Source organism: Hahella sp. KA22 (assembly GCF_004135205.1).
Classification (GTDB): Bacteria; Pseudomonadota; Gammaproteobacteria; order Pseudomonadales; family Oleiphilaceae; genus Hahella.
This window is the reverse complement of the sequence record NZ_CP035490.1, coordinates 1,949,764-1,966,523: the sequence shown is the minus strand read 5'-3', so window position 1 is coordinate 1,966,523 and position 16,760 is coordinate 1,949,764. Positions and strand designations below refer to the sequence as shown.

The following is a 16,760-nucleotide window of genomic DNA, read 5'->3' as shown; positions in this document are numbered from 1 at the left end:
CAAGGTTCTGAAATGTAATTAAGATAACGCCGACATACAATGCAGCGCGCTCAGATGGTCGATACGCACAACTTCTGAGCTTAGCAGACATGTCCGGTAAGCTGCTCAAGTTTCACGCCTTCCTTATGCGCTATTTGCAGCCAGTCGGTTTTCGGCATCTTTATATGTACAGAAAAGGAGCCATCCTCCTTCACCTCTTCCGACAACACCGCCTCTCTTTCATAAAGCTTGGCTCGCAACCGACCCAACGCAGGCGGAATGCAAAGCGTCTCGTCAACCATGTCAGCGCCCAACAACTTTCCAGTCGCCTGCTCCAGCAGTTCAAGACCGTCTCCGGTAACTGCAGAAACCCAAACACGAACTGGCTCGCCATTTTCATTTAACTCCAGGCGAGGTTCGGCTGCTTCCAACCGATCGACCTTGTTGAAAACAAAGAGGGAAGGAATATCGTCAGCGCCGATTTCCTTTAAAACATCCTCAACTTGCTCGATGTTTTCCCTGCGCTTTGGGTCACTCGCATCCACGACGTGGAGCAACAACGAAGCGTTGCAGGTCTCTTCCAACGTCGCGCGAAACGCGTCGACCAGTTTGTGAGGGAGATGCCGGATGAACCCGACCGTGTCGGCCAGAACCACAGGACCGTAGTTTTCCAGGTTAATACGCCGCAGAGTCGGATCAAGAGTTGCGAACAGCTGATCCGCAGCATAAACATCGGACAAGGACATACGATTAAAGAGGGTAGATTTGCCGGCGTTTGTATAGCCAACGAGTGAAATGGTCGGCACTTCCGCCCGACGACGCGCGCGCCGGCCTTGTTCGCGCTGCTTGCGAACCTTCTCCAAACGCTTGTGTATAGATTTAATACGACCACGAATGAGTCGTCTATCGGTTTCGAGCTGGGTCTCACCCGGCCCACGCAAACCGATACCGCCTTTCTGACGCTCAAGGTGGGTCCAACCCCGCACCAGTCGCGTAGACAAGTGCTCAAGCTGAGCCAGCTCCACCTGAAGCTTACCTTCATGAGTTCGCGCTCGCTGGGCGAAGATATCCAGTATCAGGCCCGTCCTATCCAGAACCCGCACTTGCAGATCCTTTTCCAGGTTTCGTTCCTGACTAGGAGTAAGAGAATGATTGAACAGTACGACTTCCGCTTCGTGCTCAATTACCGCCGCCCTGACTTCCTCCAGCTTACCGCTGCCGACAAAATACCGCGGACTGGGCTGATTACGGGTTCCGGTGACCAGCGCAACAGGCTCTGCGCCGGCCGATAAAGCTAATTCCGTAAGCTCGCGAGGGTCTTCTCGATCTTTTTCTTCCAGCATATCCAGGTGAACAAGTACAGCCCGCTCACCCGCTTTAGGACGCTCAAACAATCAGGCGCTGCTCCGCATTAAGCGTTAGATGCTTCGTTCTCTCCTTCGCCTTGAGCGGCGATACGTACGTTCCGGGCAGGGACGACGGTGGAGATAGCGTGCTTGTAAACCATTTGGCTGACGGTGTTTTTCAACAGAATTACAAACTGATCAAACGATTCAATTTGTCCCTGCAGTTTGATGCCGTTTACCAGGAATATGGATACCGGGATGCGTTCCTTCCGTAGCGCATTTAAATAAGGGTCTTGTAAAGACTGCCCTTTTGACATTGGAATTCTCCTACTTTTAGTTCTAATTATCGGTGATTAAATTACTAACTCGTGTATGTATTATCACCAGGGACGGTTTGCCAGCACTTTGGACAGCATTGAGTAATAGTATAGCGCTAACCTGCGATCTGACCTATAGTGGATTACACGATTGTAACCGTTGTGAAATCAGTCGCATAGCGGCTTCGACTAATTGTGTATCATCTGCAGACAACCAATTTATCTCGGGCCAGGAACGCAACCAGGTCATTTGTCTTTTCGCCAACTGACGAGTGGCGGCAGTCGCTTTTTCAACCATTTCTTCCCGACCAAACTCACCTTCGAGATAAGACCACACCTGACGATAACCTACCGCCCTGATAGAGGGCAGCTCCACACTCAAGTTTCCACGCTGACGCAACTGCTCGACTTCATCCAGCAACCCTTGCTCCAACATGATCTGAAAGCGCTTGGCGATACGGGCGTGCAAATCCTCTCGCTTAACGGGCGCCAGAGCTAAGTTTAGCGCATTGTAAGGCAAAGCTGCGCCATTCACACTGTCCCAATTGAGCTCATTTTCCGGATTCGCCCCGTCTGCCGCCCAATAATGCGAGAGCGGCCTTCCTGTCAGTCGAAACACCTCCAAAGCGCGCTGAATGCGCTGACGGTTATTCGGGTGAATTTTGGCCGCTGCTACTGGATCGACTTGGCGCAGCTGCTCATGCAGCGCAGGCCAGCCAATCTGTTCGGCTTCAGCCAGTATCTCCCCCCGCACATTCTCGTCTGCGCTGGGCATATCGCCCAATCCTTGGCACAAAGCTTTATAGTACATAATAGTGCCGCCTACCAGCAGAGGAATGCGTCCGGCATTCACGCTTTGCTCCATCAGGCGCAGGGCGTCAGCACGAAACTCTGCAGCGGAATAGGGTTCAGCCGGGTCGCGAATATCAATCAAATGATGAGGGTAGCGCGCCAACGTTTCAGGATCAGGCTTAGCGGAGCCAATATTCATTCCGCGATACACCATGACGGAGTCCACGCTAATCAAGTCACAGGGCAGACGCTCGCTCAGGGCCATAGCAAGGTCCGTTTTACCGGACGCGGTTGGCCCCATTAACAGTATGGCAGGCGGCAGCGCCTTTTTCTCCGACACTATCGACCCCGCAAAAACAGTTTATCCAGCTCAGACATCGTCAACTGCACCCATGTTGGTCGGCCGTGGTTACATTGCCCGCTGCGCTCAGTATCTTCCATATCCCGCAATAGCGCATTCATTTCAGCGATGGTCAGCTGCCTGTTGGCTCTAACCGCACCGTGGCAGGCCATAGTGCCCAACAGCTCATTCATGGTTTCCTCCACTTTGCGAGTGGAACCATGCTCCGCCAATTCTGCAATGACGTCCCGCACCAGAGCTTCAACGTTTGCATTCCGCAATAACGCCGGGACTTGCCGAACAATTATAGACTCTACGCCAGCGACGGTGATTTCCAGCCCCAACTGCCGCAGTGTCTCTGCATTTTCTTCTACAGCCAGGGACTCACGGCGGCTGACAGCCAGATTCATCGGCACCAGCATGGGCTGAGTGGTCACACCGCTATTATGTAGTGAGCGCTTCATCCGCTCATAGACAATCCGTTCATGGGCCGCATGCATATCGACCAGAACCATACCCTGCGTGTTTTGGGCCAGCACGAACACGCCGTGTAATTGCGCTATCGCATACCCCAGAGGGGCCTCTGCGACATTATCCATGGCAGGCGCAGCTCCAGACTGAGCAGACCCAAACATACCGCCAAGCCCTGAATTATCATGTAATTGCCCGTAGGCGGATATTTGCTCCTTCACAGCACCTGCAGAGGGCGCCCCCGACATCGAAAAACCAGATGCAGCGGGCTGTTGCCTTAGAGGCAATACATCCTGCGTTGGCCACTGCATTTCGGGGCGCACCTGCTCCACCTCCGCAGCAGGCGTAGCCTCCGCCGCTGCAACCTGTGGCTTCACTTCGGCCAGCGCCCTGTGCAAACTGCGAAACAGGAAATCATGAACCATGCGGCCTTCACGGAAACGCACTTCGTGTTTGGTTGGATGCACATTCACGTCAACAGTGGCGGGGTCCAGCTCCAGATAGAGCACAAAGGCGGGATGACGTCCATGATAAAGCACATCCTGATAGGCCTGTCTCACAGCATGCGCCACCAGCTTATCGCGAATCACGCGTCCGTTGACGAAAAAGTACTGCAGATCCGCCTGACTGCGAGAAAACGTGGGTTTGGCCACCCACCCGCTCAATGACAACCCTGATGCTGAAACATTGATAGGGATCGCGCTCTCAATAAAGTTTGCGCCGCAAAGCTGTCCGATGCGACGAACGTGATCCTCTTCCGAACCGGCTGGACGCAACTGGTGCACGACCTTCTGATTATGCCGCAAGGTAAACGCGACACTTAGCCGGCCCAGCGCCTGCCGCTTGATAATTTCTTCAATATGCCCGAACTCTGTTTTTTCCGTACGCATAAACTTACGGCGCGCCGGGGTATTGTAAAACAGGTCACGGACTTCCACTGTGGTGCCGGGAGTATGGGCCGCCGGTGAAATTTCCGACTTCATGTCACGCCCTTCCACTTCCACCTTCCAAGCCTCGCCCTGATTTTGCGGACGCGACGTCAAGGATAGACGGGACACTGAGCAGATACTGGCGAGCGCCTCGCCCCGGAAGCCCAATGTCGCCACGGCCTCCAAGTCTTCCAGCGTTTCAATTTTACTGGTGGCGTGACGAGATAGCGCCAGCGGCAGGTCTTCCCGCTGTATCCCTCCTCCATCATCGCGAATTCGAATCAATTTGACGCCGCCACTCTCAATATCGATTTCTATTTTGCGCGCGCCAGCGTCCAGCGCATTCTCCACCAACTCTTTCACCACTGAGGAGGGTCTCTCGACAACCTCACCCGCAGCAATCTGGTTAGCCAATCGAGGGGAAAGTAAATGAATCTTCGACATCGGGTATTTCGGCAAATTATCAGGAAGTGAGTCGCCTCTGCGCTAAATAAACCATGTCTTAGCGTAGGCGAGCAATTGCCGCAGATGGTAACAGATGTGCAAGGACAACAGAACCGGCGCTCCAGGCGCCAGCTCATCTAGGTGAGGCGTTATCAGGTAGCAGGTATCATCAGGACCTGGCCAATTCGCAGAGACTCAGTGGTCAGTCCATTATGATTCATCAGATCGTTAAGACTGATGTTGTTCCTCTGGGCGATGCTGCTGAGCGTATCGCCTTTCTCAATGACATACGTCTGCCCCACCTTGCCTTGTCCAGACTGCTTCTGCCAGGCCAGCAATGTGCCCGGAGGCGGCGCGTCGACGAAATATTTTTGCAGCCCGCCATATATCGCCGTCGCAATTTTCTTTTGATACTTACTGGTTTTCAGTCGCTGCGCTTCAGACGGATTAGAGATAAAGCCCGTTTCCACCAAAATGGAGGGAATATCCGGCGACTTCAACACCACGAATCCCGCCTGCTCCACTCTTTTCTTGTGTAAACGGGAAACCCCGCTTACGGATCTCAATACGCTGTCGCCCACAGTTAGACTGGCCTTCAAGCTGGCGGTCATGGACAAGTCCAACAGCACGCCAGCCAACACCTGATCCTTATCTTCCAGGCTTACGCCGCCAACGCCGCCAATCAAGTCGGATGTATTCTCCTTCTCCGCCAGCCAACGCGCCGTTTCACTGGTGGCGCCGCGCTTGGAAAGCGCATAAACCGAGGCGCCGCTGGCGTCAGGGCTCTTGAATGCGTCAGCATGCACCGAAACCAGCAAGTCGGCATTGTACTCGCGAGCAAGTGCAGTACGGTTACGCAAAGGGATAAAGTAATCGCCTTTACGGGTCAGCCGGCTGGAAAAGCCGCGCTCCTGATCCAGTAACGCCTGCAGTTCACGGGAAATCGCCAGCACCACATCCTTTTCGCGAATGCCTTTGGGTCCAAGAGCGCCAGGGTCTTCACCACCATGACCGGCGTCAATCACAACCACGATATCGCGTTTCTGCGCATGATCGTCAGCCTGCTTTTTAACTTGCTGCGCCCCACCTGATCCGTACAGATCAATAACTAAACGATGCCCATACTGATCGTTCGGCTGCAACGCAAAGCTTTTCGGGTTTACGCTTTCCCGGAGGTCCAGCACAACACGCAGGTCTTTAGAGCCGCGGCGGGCGCTACGAATGCGTTGAATCGGCGTCCCTTCGTAACTGACAGCGGTGAAGTCAGTCTCCAAAGAAGCCTGCGAAATATCAATCACCAGTCGATCCGGCTTCGACAGAGCGAACACCTTGTGATCTACCGGTCCACTCATATCAAAAACCAAACGAGTATGATCAGGCGCCGGCCAAACACGGACATTACTGACCGTGGCCGCTCCCGCAACGGAAGAAATCAGTATCACACTGAGTAATATCAGTCTGAGCGCTACTGTCATCTTGTAAACCTCATTGCCCAGTATAATCGTTACTCCCGGGACTGCTTTGCATCATACGCCTCCAGCCACTGACAGCCTCGCGCGGTGTGCGCCAGCAGTTTGATTCTGCGGCCTTTCATCAGCACTTGAATATCGACCGTCAAGTCAGGCTCTGGCAACAATGGAGCGCCTTTATCGGGCCACTCCACCAAACAAATCGAATTTTCATGGAAATAATCGCGGATACCGAGAAACTCAAGTTCCTCCGGGTCCGCCAGTCGATACAGATCAAAGTGAAAAACCAGCCTGTCTTCCAACTGATAGGGTTCGACCAGAGTATAAGTGGGACTCTTAACCAAACCTGAATATCCCATGCCACGCATCATGGCGCGCGTCAGCGTGGTTTTGCCTGCGCCTAATTGTCCCTGCAGATAGACTACCCCGGGCGCAGCGAAGCATTGCGACAACTCATCGCCCAATATCGCCATCGCCTCTTCATCAGGAGCGACTACCTGCCTGGATGAAAGCATCTGCGTCATACCGTCGCCTCGCGCATTACCGACCCTAACTGCTTTAATAAGTCGCCGGCCATCAAAGAAGCCTGCGCTACACTTTCCGTTGCGGAGTCCGCCGCTGCGCCATGCCAGGCCGCCGCTAGTTCCGCCGCCGCCAACGGCTTCATGCCCTGCGCCAGCAATCCCGCCGCAAGGCCTGTTAACACATCGCCCATACCACCGCACGCCATTCCCGGGTTACCCGCCTGTACGACAACCTGTTCTTCCTGGTCCGGAGCCGCAAGCACAGTACCGACTCCCTTCAACAAAACATGACAATTATAGGTCTTCGCCAAATCTCGCGCCGCCGCAAAACGGTCACGCATCACATCCGCCACCGAACACTCCAACAAACGCGCCGCCTCTCCTGGATGCGGCGTCATTAAGGAGTGAGGACTGAGCTGATGCTTGCGGGCGGCGATCATATTCAGGGCGTCAGCGTCGACGACCATGGGTTTACCAGCATCCAGGCATGTTTGCAGACACATTTGCCCCCAAGGCTCCTTACCCAATCCAGGGCCCAGAGCGATCACATCCGCCGATTCCAGCATGACTAACAACTCTCCCCGACTGTTGATTTCCCGAAACATGACCTCGGGGAGTCGAGATAGCCCTGCGCCGACATGTGCGGCGCGGGTGGCGCATGACACCAAGCCACAACCGGCTCGGTATGCGGCTTCCGCCGCCATGATCGCAGCGCCGCCAAAGCCAGAATCGCCACCAACTACCAGAACACGACCGAACATGCCTTTGTGCGACGATGACTTTCTGGCAACCGCTAATTTAACCGCCAGTGAAAAATCAGAACGGCGGCAGGCCGGGGGGATTTTACTATAAATATCAGTGGGGGCATCCAGCTCGTCAAATACAAGCTCGCCGGCATAGTCAGGCGCCTCGCCCGTCAGCAGCCCTCGTTTCATACCAATAAAGGTCACCGTCATCGCCGCATTCACGGTAGCCCCAAGAGGCATACCGGTATCCGCGCACAAGCCGGAGGGGATATCCAAGGCGATGATTGGCTTACCGGCGGCATTGATAGCGGTAATCGCGGCAGCATAGTCGTCACGCACCTCACCGGATAATCCCGTTCCCAGCATGGCGTCGACAATGATATCGCCGCTTATAGAGGAAACAGGAGACCACATAGTCACGTCAACGCCAGCCGCACGGCAACTCGCGAAGGCCTGAGCCGCCTCACCTTGCAAATTTTGGGGGTCGCTCAACGCAAATATTTCGACCTGCAAATTATGACGAAGCGCCAGCTCCGCCACCACATAACCATCGCCGCCGTTATTGCCGCCACCGCAGAACAGGGTCAACCTCTCCGCTTCAGGCCAACGACGCATCAGCGCGCGAAACGCTGAACGCCCCGCACGTTGCATGAGTTCATAGCCGTTTTCAGCCGCCATGGACTGTATGGCCAGCGCGTCGAGCTGACGCACTTGCGCCGCCGTGTATAGGTCCTTCGGCATAGGATGGGAGACCCGCACAGGTGACATTTCAAGAATCCACTTCAATTAATAGCGCTATACGTATGTAAATTTTAGCAAAATACTCGAAAAAGACCATTTCGTAAACAACCATGCGCCGATGTGTCACAATAGCCCCCTGGATTAAAGCGGTAACTTATGACGAACGATACTTACAGCCAATCTCAACTTAGCCAGTTGGCGGGCGACATCAAACAGTGGGCGCAAGAGCTGGGATTTCAGCAATGCGGCGTTACCGATGTCGACCTCGGCCGTCACGAAGAGGCGCTCAGGGACTGGCTGAGTAAGGGCTATCATGGCTCCATGGGTTATATGGCCGACCATGGCGACAAACGCAGCCGCCCAGCCGAGTTGTTACCCGGAACACTGCGCGTCATCAGTGTGCGCATGGACTATTGGCCGGAAAAAAAGGGGGAGGCGCAAGCACGACTTGAACAAGATCAGTCCGCCTATGTCTCCCGCTACGCTGTGGGTAGAGACTATCACAAGCTCATGCGCAAACGCCTCGCTCAGCTGGGCAAGCGCATACAGGAAGAAATTACGGAGTCCGCCTATCGTGTTTTCGTCGACAGCGCGCCGGTTCTGGAGCGGGCATTAGCGCAGAAGGCCGGCTTGGGGTGGATCGGCAAAAACACCATGCTGATAAACCCCAAAGCGGGATCTTACTTCTTCCTTGGCGAGCTGTTCACCGACCTGCCCCTGCCGGTCGACCCACCCTATCCCAAAAACCATTGCGGAAGTTGCAGCGCCTGTATGGATTTCTGCCCCACCAAAGCATTTGTGGCGCCCAATGTTCTGGACGCCCGCCGCTGCATTTCCTATTTAACGATAGAGCTAAAAGGCAAAATCCCTGAAGACCTTCGGCCGATGATGGGAAACCGCATCTTCGGCTGCGATGATTGTCAGATGGTTTGTCCCTGGAACAAATTTTCCCGGCTTACCGGCGAAAAGGACTTCTCGCCGCGCCATCGTCTCGACAGTGCGGAATTACTGGAGCTGTTTGCATGGACGGAGGAAGAGTTCCTCAGCAACACGGAAGGGTCAGCGATACGCCGTACCGGGCATGAAAGCTGGCTGCGCAATATCGCTGTAGCGCTAGGCAATGCGCCAACCTCACCAGCCATCATTGCTGCATTGAAGGAAAAGCTTCTGCACCCTTCCGCTATTGTTCAGGAGCATGTGCGCTGGGCGCTGACGCAACATGGCGAGCCGCTCGCGGATATGGCGGAGCGGCAAGAAGCGGAAAAAACGTCAGTCCGTTAAACGCAGGAAGTGTTCGCGGTAGTAACGCAGCTCTTCGACTGATTCTCTGATGTCCTCCAACGCCTGATGAGAGCCTTTTTTCTTGATTCCAGCGGCCACTTCCGGCCGCCAGCGACGGGCCAGCTCCTTCAGCGTACTGACATCCAGGTTACGGTAATGGAAGAACTTTTCCAGATCCTTCATGTAGCGGGCGAGAAAGCGGCGATCCTGGCCAATGGAATTGCCGCACATAGGGGAGCAGCCCGCATCCACATGCTGCGCCAGAAAATCCAGCATCTGTTTTTCCGCCTCAGCTTCTCCGATTGTGCTGGCCTTGACCCGGTCCGTCAGTCCGCTGGTCCCATGTGTATTGCGATTCCAGTCATCCATGAGCGCCAATACGCTGTCTGGCTGATGCACTGCGATAACCGGCCCTTCGGCGACCAATTCCAGGTTGCTGGTGGTGACGACCACCGCCATTTCAATAATTCGGTCCGAGTCCGGATCCAGTCCGGTCATCTCCAAGTCGATCCAAATCAGGTTATCGCGACGTGACATAACTTCTCCATCGTTTTACAGTAGCACCGGCGTCAAACGGCGACATCAGAAAAATCAGGCAGTGTAGCGGCATCCATAACCGTTTGTAAGCCTTACGTCGCCAGCCGCACGCATACCCAAGGCCATCAGGCTGTATATTAAACTAGTGTAGTTCATAGGATAGTTAAGCCCCCCGATTATGGCGAAGCGAAAACTCAGCAAACAGCAAAAATGGCGCATCCAGAAGATCCAGGACGAGCGCACCAAACGTGCGACCCGCAAGGAAACGCAACTGGAAAGCCAACTGAGCGGAGGAGAACTGTCAGCGGAGCAAGAAGGGCTTATCATCGCCCATTACGGCCAGCAACTTGCTGTCGAAGCACTGGAACCGCCACATGCAGGTCAGATATTTCGCTGTTACGTCCGCGCCAATATTGACTCCCTGGTCACTGGCGACCAAGTGATCTGGCGCGCCGGCCCGGACAATTCCGGCGTCATTGTCGCCCGCCAGCCTCGCGAGTCAGCCTTAAAGCGCCCAGACAAGTTCGGTCAGCTGAAACCTATCGCCGCCAATATTGATCAGATTCTGATTGTCATCGCCGCGGAGCCTGAGCCTCATCACAACCTGGTTGATCGCTATCTGGTGGCGTCGGAAGCGGTTGGCATTCCCCCGTTGATCATTCTCAACAAGCAGGACCTGATCAACGACGCCAACCGCGACACGCTGCAGCAGTTCAAAGATCAGTACCAGCAATTGGGCTACGAATGGATCGACGCATCCACCAACACGCAATCCGGCCTGGATGACCTCAAGAGACATCTGGCGCATAAGACCAGCATCTTTGTGGGTCAATCAGGGGTTGGGAAATCCTCATTGATCAAAATGCTGTTACCGGATGAAGACGTCAAAGTTGGCGACCTGTCGGAAAATGTTCGCAAAGGCACGCACACCACCACTACAGCCAAGCTGTTTCACCTCCCCTCCGGCGGCGACTTGATCGACTCCCCCGGCATCCGGGAATTCGGCTTGTGGCATATTGATGAGCGCACTCTGGAGGATGGCTTCGTCGAATTTCGCCCCCACCTCGGCCATTGCCGTTTCCGCAACTGCCGACATCTTCAGGAGCCCGGTTGCGCCCTGCAGTCAGCGCAGGAAAGCGGCGAAATTCTGGCCAGCCGCATGGAGAGTTTTCTGCGCATCAGGGAATCGCTGCAGGAACAGGACATCCATGAGGAGAACCTGTAGGACTGTTTACCAGGTCAGCCCGTCCGTGTTCGGCGCGGGCTTATCGTCTACCGGCAGATCTTTATCCGGATCGAATTCCGGTTTGCGGCCCTGACGATCCAGTGTACGGTCCAACTCTTCTAATAAATCTGAGGTGGAGATAGCGCTGTCCGCTTGTTCAGCGCCTTCGATATCCTCTTGCGTCTTTTTGTTCAGCACCAGAATAGAAATACGGCGGTTGACCGGGTTGTAAGGGTCTTTTTCATCGAACAGCACTGATGACGCCAACCCGACCACTCGCGCCATGCGGGTTTCTGGCAGCCCTCCTTCCACCAGGGCGCGGCGGGCAGCGTTGGCGCGGTCAGCCGAAAGCTCCCAATTGCTGTAGTTGTCCCGGCCAAGAAATGGCTGGGCGTCGGTGTGACCGGAAACGCTGATCTTGTTCCTGACTTTGGCGATGCTTTTCGCCAGTTCAAATAAGATTTCTTCAAAATAAGGTCGGAGTTCCGAGCGGCCGCTGTCAAACATGGGGCGCTGCCGTTTATCGACTATCTGAATGCGCAAACCTTCATCTGTGATATCCAGCAACAGCTGATCCTTAAATGCATTCAGCTTGGGGTTTTTCTCAATCTGCGTCATGATTTCCTGCATCAACCGGGTCAGCTTCTGCTGCTCAAGTTGCGCTGCGAGGTCCTGAATGGTGTCCTCACGCATGCGCACTTCGGGCTGATCCTGTGGCTTACCGGCAGTGTCCTGGGTCACTGTCACCGTGACGCTGCCTTCGAGGTCGATCACATAAGGACTGCCGCCCTGTTCAAAACCAATCGGATCGGTGAAATAGCCAGAGATCGCCTCTTTCTGATCTTCAGTGGCGGCCTCGCTCAGCCATAACACCAGAAAGAAAGCCATCATGGCGGTGGCGAAGTCCGCGAACGCCACCTTCCAGGCGCCGCCATGAGCGTGATGCCCCTTGCGGACACGACGAACGATAATCGGCGGGCGTTCCTCCATCATATCCCGCCTCCGTTGTATTCAAGCCAGCGCGTTTCAGACATGATCGCCGCCACCTATTTGGAGCGGACGTAATCATTAAGCTCCTGAAAACTGGGACGTACGTCCGAGTTCAGGGCCTTGCGCCCAAATTCGATGGCCAATTGCGGCGCCAGGCCGGTCATGGTCGCCAGTATGCTGACCTTGACGCACTCGTAGGCTTTAATTTCTTGCGCCGCCAGGTGGTGCATAGCGTGCGAGGTTGGACCGACAAAGCCATAGGCCGCCAGTATCCCCAGAAACGTCCCCACCAAAGCGGCGGCGACATGCACGCCCAGCTGGTCAGGCGGTCCTCCCAGAGATTTCATCGTGATAACAATCCCCAATACCGCAGCGACGATCCCAAACCCCGGCAGGGCGTCCGCCACGCGATTTACCGCATCGGCGGGCTTTTCCAGCTCCTGCATTCGGGTTTCCAGCTCCAGATCCATCAAACCTTCCAGCTCATGAGGCGCCATGTTGCCGGTACTGACAATGCGTAGATAATCGGTAATGAAGTCTCGCAATTTATCCATCCGCACGATGGCGGGATAACGATTGAAGATCTCGCTGTTAAGGGGGTCGTCCACATCCGCTTCTATCGCCATGACGCCCGAGCGCCGCGCTTTATCAAACAAATCGTAGAGCAAGCTGAGCAGATCCATGTAGACCACCCGGTTAAAAGGCGACCCCATGATCATTTTCGGAACGGCTTGGAATATCTGCTTGATGACTTTGAACGGATTGGAGATCAGGAAGGCGCCCAGCGCCGCGCCGCAGATGATGATTAGTTCGAAAGGTTGCCACAGGGCGGCCAGCTCCCCGTGCGACAACACATATCCGCCCAACACGCTGGCCAGAACGACGATCACTCCAAGAATTAAAAGCATACCAGGAACATTCTCTGCTTAAGTGACAAGGCTGCCACTATTAACTACTTTTATATTGTTAGTTAAGATCAAAACCGGCGATTTCACAAATACTTATGCAGGATACCGCACCGCCCCAACAATCCATGGCGTGGGTGGATCAGTTGGTTAAAAAACCGCTGCCTCCCGTTACCGCCACCAATAAAATTCTGTTGGGACTGCTCAGCAAATCAGCCTTGTCCTACCAGGGGATGAGCGACTTCATCAAAAACGACCCGGTATTAGCGCTAACCGTGCTCGGTAAAGCCAATGTGGCGATTCGCAGCGACGAAAGCCTGGTAAAGACGCTGGCCCACGCCATCAGCCTGCTGGGAGTGGAGTTCCTGGAAAAGCTGTTAAAGGAAACACCTCCGCCGGAGTCGGATAAAGAAGAGCCGGTGAGACGCTATCATCAGGCTATCGCCACCAGCTTTTTCGCCGGCCATCTCGCCTCCTATATCGCAGCCCATAAACATAAAGGCAAAGAAGAGGAATATTTCTGGGGCGGCCTGTTCTGGGGCGCGCCAACCTGGTATCTATGGCGCTTCACGCCCAAGAAAATGCAGGCTTGGACGCAGAGGCTCGAACATTCTTCGACACATCGCCGCTCGGTTGAAGAAAAAGTGTTTGGGGCCCCCTTTATTGAAGTCTGGAGCAAAATCCAGGAGGCGTTCGCCTTGCCGCAAACGGCCGTTGACGAACACTATCTGCATGACCTGCCTTTGATGAAGCAGCTCGTGCGCATCTCCCGACGCTATCAAAGCACCGGGTCCGGCGACCTGTCAGAGGACCGCGATCTGCGTTTATTTGTAAACAGGCCTAAATTCATTGTCGGCTTAAGCAACCTCATCGCCTTTCATGCCCAGCTCGACTGGCGCAGCAGCATATTCAACCGTCTCAGCAAAGTGTTGGCGGTGTATCTGAACTGCTCTCTCAGCGAGGTCATTCGGCAAACGCATCTGATCGCTGTCGAATCAGCGCGTCTGCACCCCTTAGCATCAGGCGCCCGGCTGGCGGAGTCGCTCCTGTGGGATCCAAAGACTCCCGTTCGCCAGGAGGAGGAAGCCTCCCTTGTCACCTCTCCCTCGCCGGCTCAGGAGCCCAGGCCCGCCCCACGAAAAGAGCCGGAAATCATCGCGCCTCCTCCGCCACTTGTTGAAGAGGAGGATACAGAAGAACCCTTTGTCCACGCGCAAACCAAACCCCGAGAAAAAACCGTTCCGCCTCCTCGTCAGACCGCCCAGGCCGATGTCAGAAAGCTACGCCATGGCAATCGGGATCTTTACGCTGAACTGACCAACATGATGCTGCAGTCGCCACATCAGTTTAAGGACATTGCCTTCCTCATGAACAACGCCGCCCGCTGCGTAAAATACGGGGTGGGCCTGCACACCTGCGTCATCGCCCTGATCAATACAAAGCGCACGCGCCTCAAGGGATATTACGCCGTCGGCGCGGAAGACCGCACCGACCTGCCCCGCATAGACCTGGACCTGACGGAAGCCAACCTGTTCAGCAAGCTGATGGAGAAGCCCTCCAGCCTTTGGGTCAAACCCGGCAGCTCTCCCAAAGTAAAAGCCATGATTCCCGACAGTTTCAAGGCGCTCAATAAAATGGACGACTTCTTCCTCATGTCCTTGTTTGTGAAGACCCGTCCCGTCGCGCTGTTTTATGCAGACGCCGGCCTGGACAGCCTGCCGCTCAGCGAGTATGAGTACGAAAGCTTCAAGCACGTCTGTAGCTCGGCCTCTCATGTTCTGCACCATTTCGCCGTGCGCAATCAGCAGAATAAGAATCAGGAGAGCTAGCCTCTGAAAGCGCTATGCGCTTATAGCCGCTTTTGCTAACATCCGAGGCTTTCAACCGCTGTGCGTCCTGCCACGCAGCGGCGTCTCTTTATATACAAACGCCCGACCAAGAGAGAGCATCCCGATGGCGAATACCCTGGACTCCCTGCCGTTAATTCTTGAACCTGAACAGCTTGAGCCGCTACTTGGCTCGCCCGGGCTGATTCTCGTCGACCTTTGCCGCACTGAGAACTATCAGGCGGCGCATCTGCCGGGAGCGATTCATATTCCACCAGGAGCGACTCAATATGCCCGCCCGCCAGCGCCAGGGCTGTTACCAGACGAGTCTCAGCTGCAAGCCATTGTTCAACACATCGGGTTACGTCATGACAGCCACGTAGTGGTGTATGACGATGAAGGCGGCGGCTGGGCCGGCCGGATGATCTGGCTGCTCGATAGCATCGGATTTCAGCGTTACAGCTATTTGAACGGCGGTCTGGTCGCCTGGCATGACGAAGGTCGCCCGCTCACTCGAGAGGAGCCCAGCGTCACTCCCAGCGATTACGAGATTCAGTTGCGCTCAGAACCCACAGCGACTCTGGACCAGTTACAGGCTGAACTGGGCGACCCCGCACTGGCGATATGGGACGCGCGATCGCCTCAGGAATACCAGGGAGTGCGCCAAACCGCCGCGCGCAATGGCCATATCCCCGGGGCCGTTAATTACGAGTGGACTCGGGCGATGGACCCGTCCGCGGGCTTGCGTCTACGCGACCTGACGGCAATCAAAGAGGAACTGGAAGCGCTCGGCCTTAACGCGGATAAACGCATCGTCACTCACTGCCAGTCCCATCACCGCTCTGGACTGACTTATTTGCTCGGGAAGGCGTTGGGCTTTAATATGCGCGCCTACGCTGGGTCTTGGGGCGAGTGGGGAAACCACCCCGATACGCCGATCGACCAGCCCTGACAGGCCGCGCTTGCGGTGGTTTTACGCACGGAACACAACATGTCCTTATTTGACCGTCTTTTTATTCTGAGCCAGCATCTGACTCCACAGCACGCGCTATCGCGCGCCATTGGCAAGCTGGCGGATTCCAGGACGCCGTTTATAAAGAACACCTTCATCAAGTGGTTCATCAAGCGTTATAACGTGAACATGCAGGAAGCGTTACTTCCGTCGGCGGAAGACTATACCTGCTTCAACGACTTTTTTACCCGGGCGTTAAAGGATGGCGCACGCCCTATCCACCCGGACGCTTCAAGACTGGTGATGCCGGTGGATGGCGCTGTCTCGCAGGCTGGCTCCATTGACTACGGCAAAATCTTCCAGGCCAAAGGCCATAGCTTCAGTCTCGTCGAGTTATTGGGGGAGACCTGCAAAGAGCGCAGCCATTTATTGGCGGTGAGTTCGCCACCATTTATCTGTCCCCCAAAGACTATCACCGCATCCACATGCCAATTGACGGCGAACTGCGCGAGATGATCTTCGTTCCCGGCAAACTCTACTCGGTCAACCCGCTGACCACCGAGAACGTGCCTGCGCTGTTCGCGCGCAATGAACGCGTCGTGTGTATTTTTGACACGCCATTGGGACCGATGTCCATGACGCTGGTTGGCGCCATGATCGTCGCCAGCGTAGAAACGGTGTGGGCCGGCCGCGTGGCGCCAATGGGCAAAACGGTGCGCAGTTACACCTATAAACCAGGCGAAGTCACGATCAAACGTGGCGAAGAAATGGGACGTTTCTGTCTGGGCTCAACCGTTGTGATGACCTTCCCTAAAGGCTCCATGCGCTGGCGCGAAGGCTTCAAAGCAGAGACGCCAGTGCGCCTGGGCGAAGACCTGGGTGAAATTTTGCAGACCGTTACGGCCGTTGACGAGCAAATAACGGATTAATATGACGACGGGCGACA

At 55.1% G+C, this 16,760-nt stretch carries 14 protein-coding genes and 1 pseudogene; 5 read left to right on the top strand and 10 right to left on the bottom strand.

The genetic code is table 11. The annotated features are described in order from the left end of the window. Positions 1-80: 80 nt before the first annotated feature. The 7 genes from hflX to EUZ85_RS08745 form a co-directional block, all read right to left on the bottom strand. Positions 81-1,373 (bottom strand): ribosome rescue GTPase HflX, encoded by a 1,293-nt coding sequence (gene hflX / locus EUZ85_RS08775; protein WP_127968937.1) that lies wholly within the window; start codon positions 1,371-1,373, stop codon positions 81-83. 17 nt (positions 1,374-1,390) lie between these two features. Further along, a complete protein-coding gene (gene hfq, locus EUZ85_RS08770) occupies positions 1,391-1,642 on the bottom strand; it encodes an RNA chaperone Hfq (protein WP_011399116.1) in 252 nt (83 codons plus the stop codon). 133 nt (positions 1,643-1,775) lie between these two features. Next, a complete protein-coding gene (gene miaA, locus EUZ85_RS08765; protein ID WP_127968936.1) occupies positions 1,776-2,774 on the bottom strand; it encodes a tRNA (adenosine(37)-N6)-dimethylallyltransferase MiaA in 999 nt (332 codons plus the stop codon). After that, positions 2,774-4,618, bottom strand: a complete 1,845-nt coding sequence (gene mutL / locus EUZ85_RS08760; RefSeq protein WP_127968935.1) for a DNA mismatch repair endonuclease MutL — start codon at positions 4,616-4,618, stop codon at positions 2,774-2,776. The genes miaA and mutL overlap by 1 nt, the downstream gene beginning before the upstream one ends. 152 nt (positions 4,619-4,770) lie before the next feature. Further along, entirely contained in the window at positions 4,771-6,093 is a 1,323-nt protein-coding gene (locus tag EUZ85_RS08755; protein ID WP_127968934.1) for an N-acetylmuramoyl-L-alanine amidase, read from the bottom strand. A 29-nt stretch (positions 6,094-6,122) separates the two neighbouring features. Beyond that, positions 6,123-6,602 (bottom strand): tRNA (adenosine(37)-N6)-threonylcarbamoyltransferase complex ATPase subunit type 1 TsaE, encoded by a 480-nt coding sequence (tsaE, locus tag EUZ85_RS08750; RefSeq protein ID WP_127974439.1) that lies wholly within the window; start codon positions 6,600-6,602, stop codon positions 6,123-6,125. Between the two features lie 5 nt (positions 6,603-6,607). Further along, positions 6,608-8,098 carry an NAD(P)H-hydrate dehydratase gene (locus EUZ85_RS08745; protein WP_127968933.1) on the bottom strand — a complete coding sequence of 497 codons (1,491 nt, stop codon included), beginning with the start codon at positions 8,096-8,098 and terminating at the stop codon, positions 6,608-6,610. Positions 8,099-8,254: 156 nt separating this feature from the next. On the opposite strand from EUZ85_RS08745, the gene queG reads away from it, so the two are divergent. Then, a complete protein-coding gene (gene queG / locus EUZ85_RS08740; protein WP_127968932.1) occupies positions 8,255-9,379 on the top strand; it encodes a tRNA epoxyqueuosine(34) reductase QueG in 1,125 nt (374 codons plus the stop codon). Here the strand turns inward: queG and orn are convergent. Beyond that, entirely contained in the window at positions 9,368-9,916 is a 549-nt protein-coding gene (gene orn / locus EUZ85_RS08735) for an oligoribonuclease (RefSeq protein WP_127968931.1), read from the bottom strand. The two genes, queG and orn, sit on opposite strands and share 12 nt — an antisense overlap. Positions 9,917-10,094: 178 nt before the next feature. Between orn and rsgA the strand changes: the two genes are divergently transcribed. After that, entirely contained in the window at positions 10,095-11,141 is a 1,047-nt protein-coding gene (gene rsgA / locus EUZ85_RS08730; protein ID WP_127968930.1) for a small ribosomal subunit biogenesis GTPase RsgA, read from the top strand. A gap of 6 nt (positions 11,142-11,147) precedes the next feature. Here rsgA and motB read toward each other — a convergent pair whose 3' ends face one another. Then, positions 11,148-12,134, bottom strand: coding sequence for a flagellar motor protein MotB (motB, locus tag EUZ85_RS08725; RefSeq protein ID WP_127968929.1), 987 nt, complete (start codon positions 12,132-12,134; stop codon positions 11,148-11,150). A gap of 53 nt (positions 12,135-12,187) precedes the next feature. Further along, positions 12,188-13,039, bottom strand: coding sequence for a flagellar motor stator protein MotA (gene motA, locus EUZ85_RS08720; RefSeq protein WP_127968928.1), 852 nt, complete (start codon positions 13,037-13,039; stop codon positions 12,188-12,190). A 95-nt stretch (positions 13,040-13,134) separates the two neighbouring features. Here motA and EUZ85_RS08715 point away from each other — a divergent pair, with 95 nt between their 5' ends. The 3 genes and pseudogenes from EUZ85_RS08715 to asd all read left to right on the top strand — a co-directional run bounded on the left by EUZ85_RS08715 (position 13,135) and on the right by asd (position 16,743). After that, positions 13,135-14,865 carry an HDOD domain-containing protein gene (locus EUZ85_RS08715; RefSeq protein WP_127968927.1) on the top strand — a complete coding sequence of 577 codons (1,731 nt, stop codon included), beginning with the start codon at positions 13,135-13,137 and terminating at the stop codon, positions 14,863-14,865. A gap of 124 nt (positions 14,866-14,989) precedes the next feature. Then, positions 14,990-15,814 carry a sulfurtransferase gene (locus EUZ85_RS08710; RefSeq protein ID WP_127968926.1) on the top strand — a complete coding sequence of 275 codons (825 nt, stop codon included), beginning with the start codon at positions 14,990-14,992 and terminating at the stop codon, positions 15,812-15,814. Positions 15,815-15,853: 39 nt separating this feature from the next. Beyond that, positions 15,854-16,743, top strand: a pseudogene (asd, locus tag EUZ85_RS08705) (archaetidylserine decarboxylase). The last annotated feature ends 17 nt before the right edge of the window (positions 16,744-16,760 follow it).

Excerpts from the sequence above, each read along its gene's own strand:
- hfq (WP_011399116.1), bottom strand. The coding sequence starts at position 1,642 with ATGTCAAAAGGGCAGTCTTTACAAGACCCTTATTTAAATGCGCTACGG.
- mutL (WP_127968935.1), bottom strand. The coding sequence starts at position 4,618 with ATGTCGAAGATTCATTTACTTTCCCCTCGATTGGCTAACCAGATTGCT.
- EUZ85_RS08755 (WP_127968934.1), bottom strand. The coding sequence starts at position 6,093 with ATGACAGTAGCGCTCAGACTGATATTACTCAGTGTGATACTGATTTCT.
- tsaE (WP_127974439.1), bottom strand. The coding sequence starts at position 6,602 with ATGCTTTCATCCAGGCAGGTAGTCGCTCCTGATGAAGAGGCGATGGCG.
- EUZ85_RS08745 (WP_127968933.1), bottom strand. The coding sequence starts at position 8,098 with ATGCCGAAGGACCTATACACGGCGGCGCAAGTGCGTCAGCTCGACGCG.
- queG (WP_127968932.1), top strand. The coding sequence starts at position 8,255 with ATGACGAACGATACTTACAGCCAATCTCAACTTAGCCAGTTGGCGGGC.
- orn (WP_127968931.1), bottom strand. The coding sequence starts at position 9,916 with ATGTCACGTCGCGATAACCTGATTTGGATCGACTTGGAGATGACCGGA.
- rsgA (WP_127968930.1), top strand. The coding sequence starts at position 10,095 with ATGGCGAAGCGAAAACTCAGCAAACAGCAAAAATGGCGCATCCAGAAG.
- motB (WP_127968929.1), bottom strand. The coding sequence starts at position 12,134 with ATGATGGAGGAACGCCCGCCGATTATCGTTCGTCGTGTCCGCAAGGGG.
- motA (WP_127968928.1), bottom strand. The coding sequence starts at position 13,039 with ATGCTTTTAATTCTTGGAGTGATCGTCGTTCTGGCCAGCGTGTTGGGC.
- EUZ85_RS08715 (WP_127968927.1), top strand. The coding sequence starts at position 13,135 with ATGCAGGATACCGCACCGCCCCAACAATCCATGGCGTGGGTGGATCAG.
- EUZ85_RS08710 (WP_127968926.1), top strand. The coding sequence starts at position 14,990 with ATGGCGAATACCCTGGACTCCCTGCCGTTAATTCTTGAACCTGAACAG.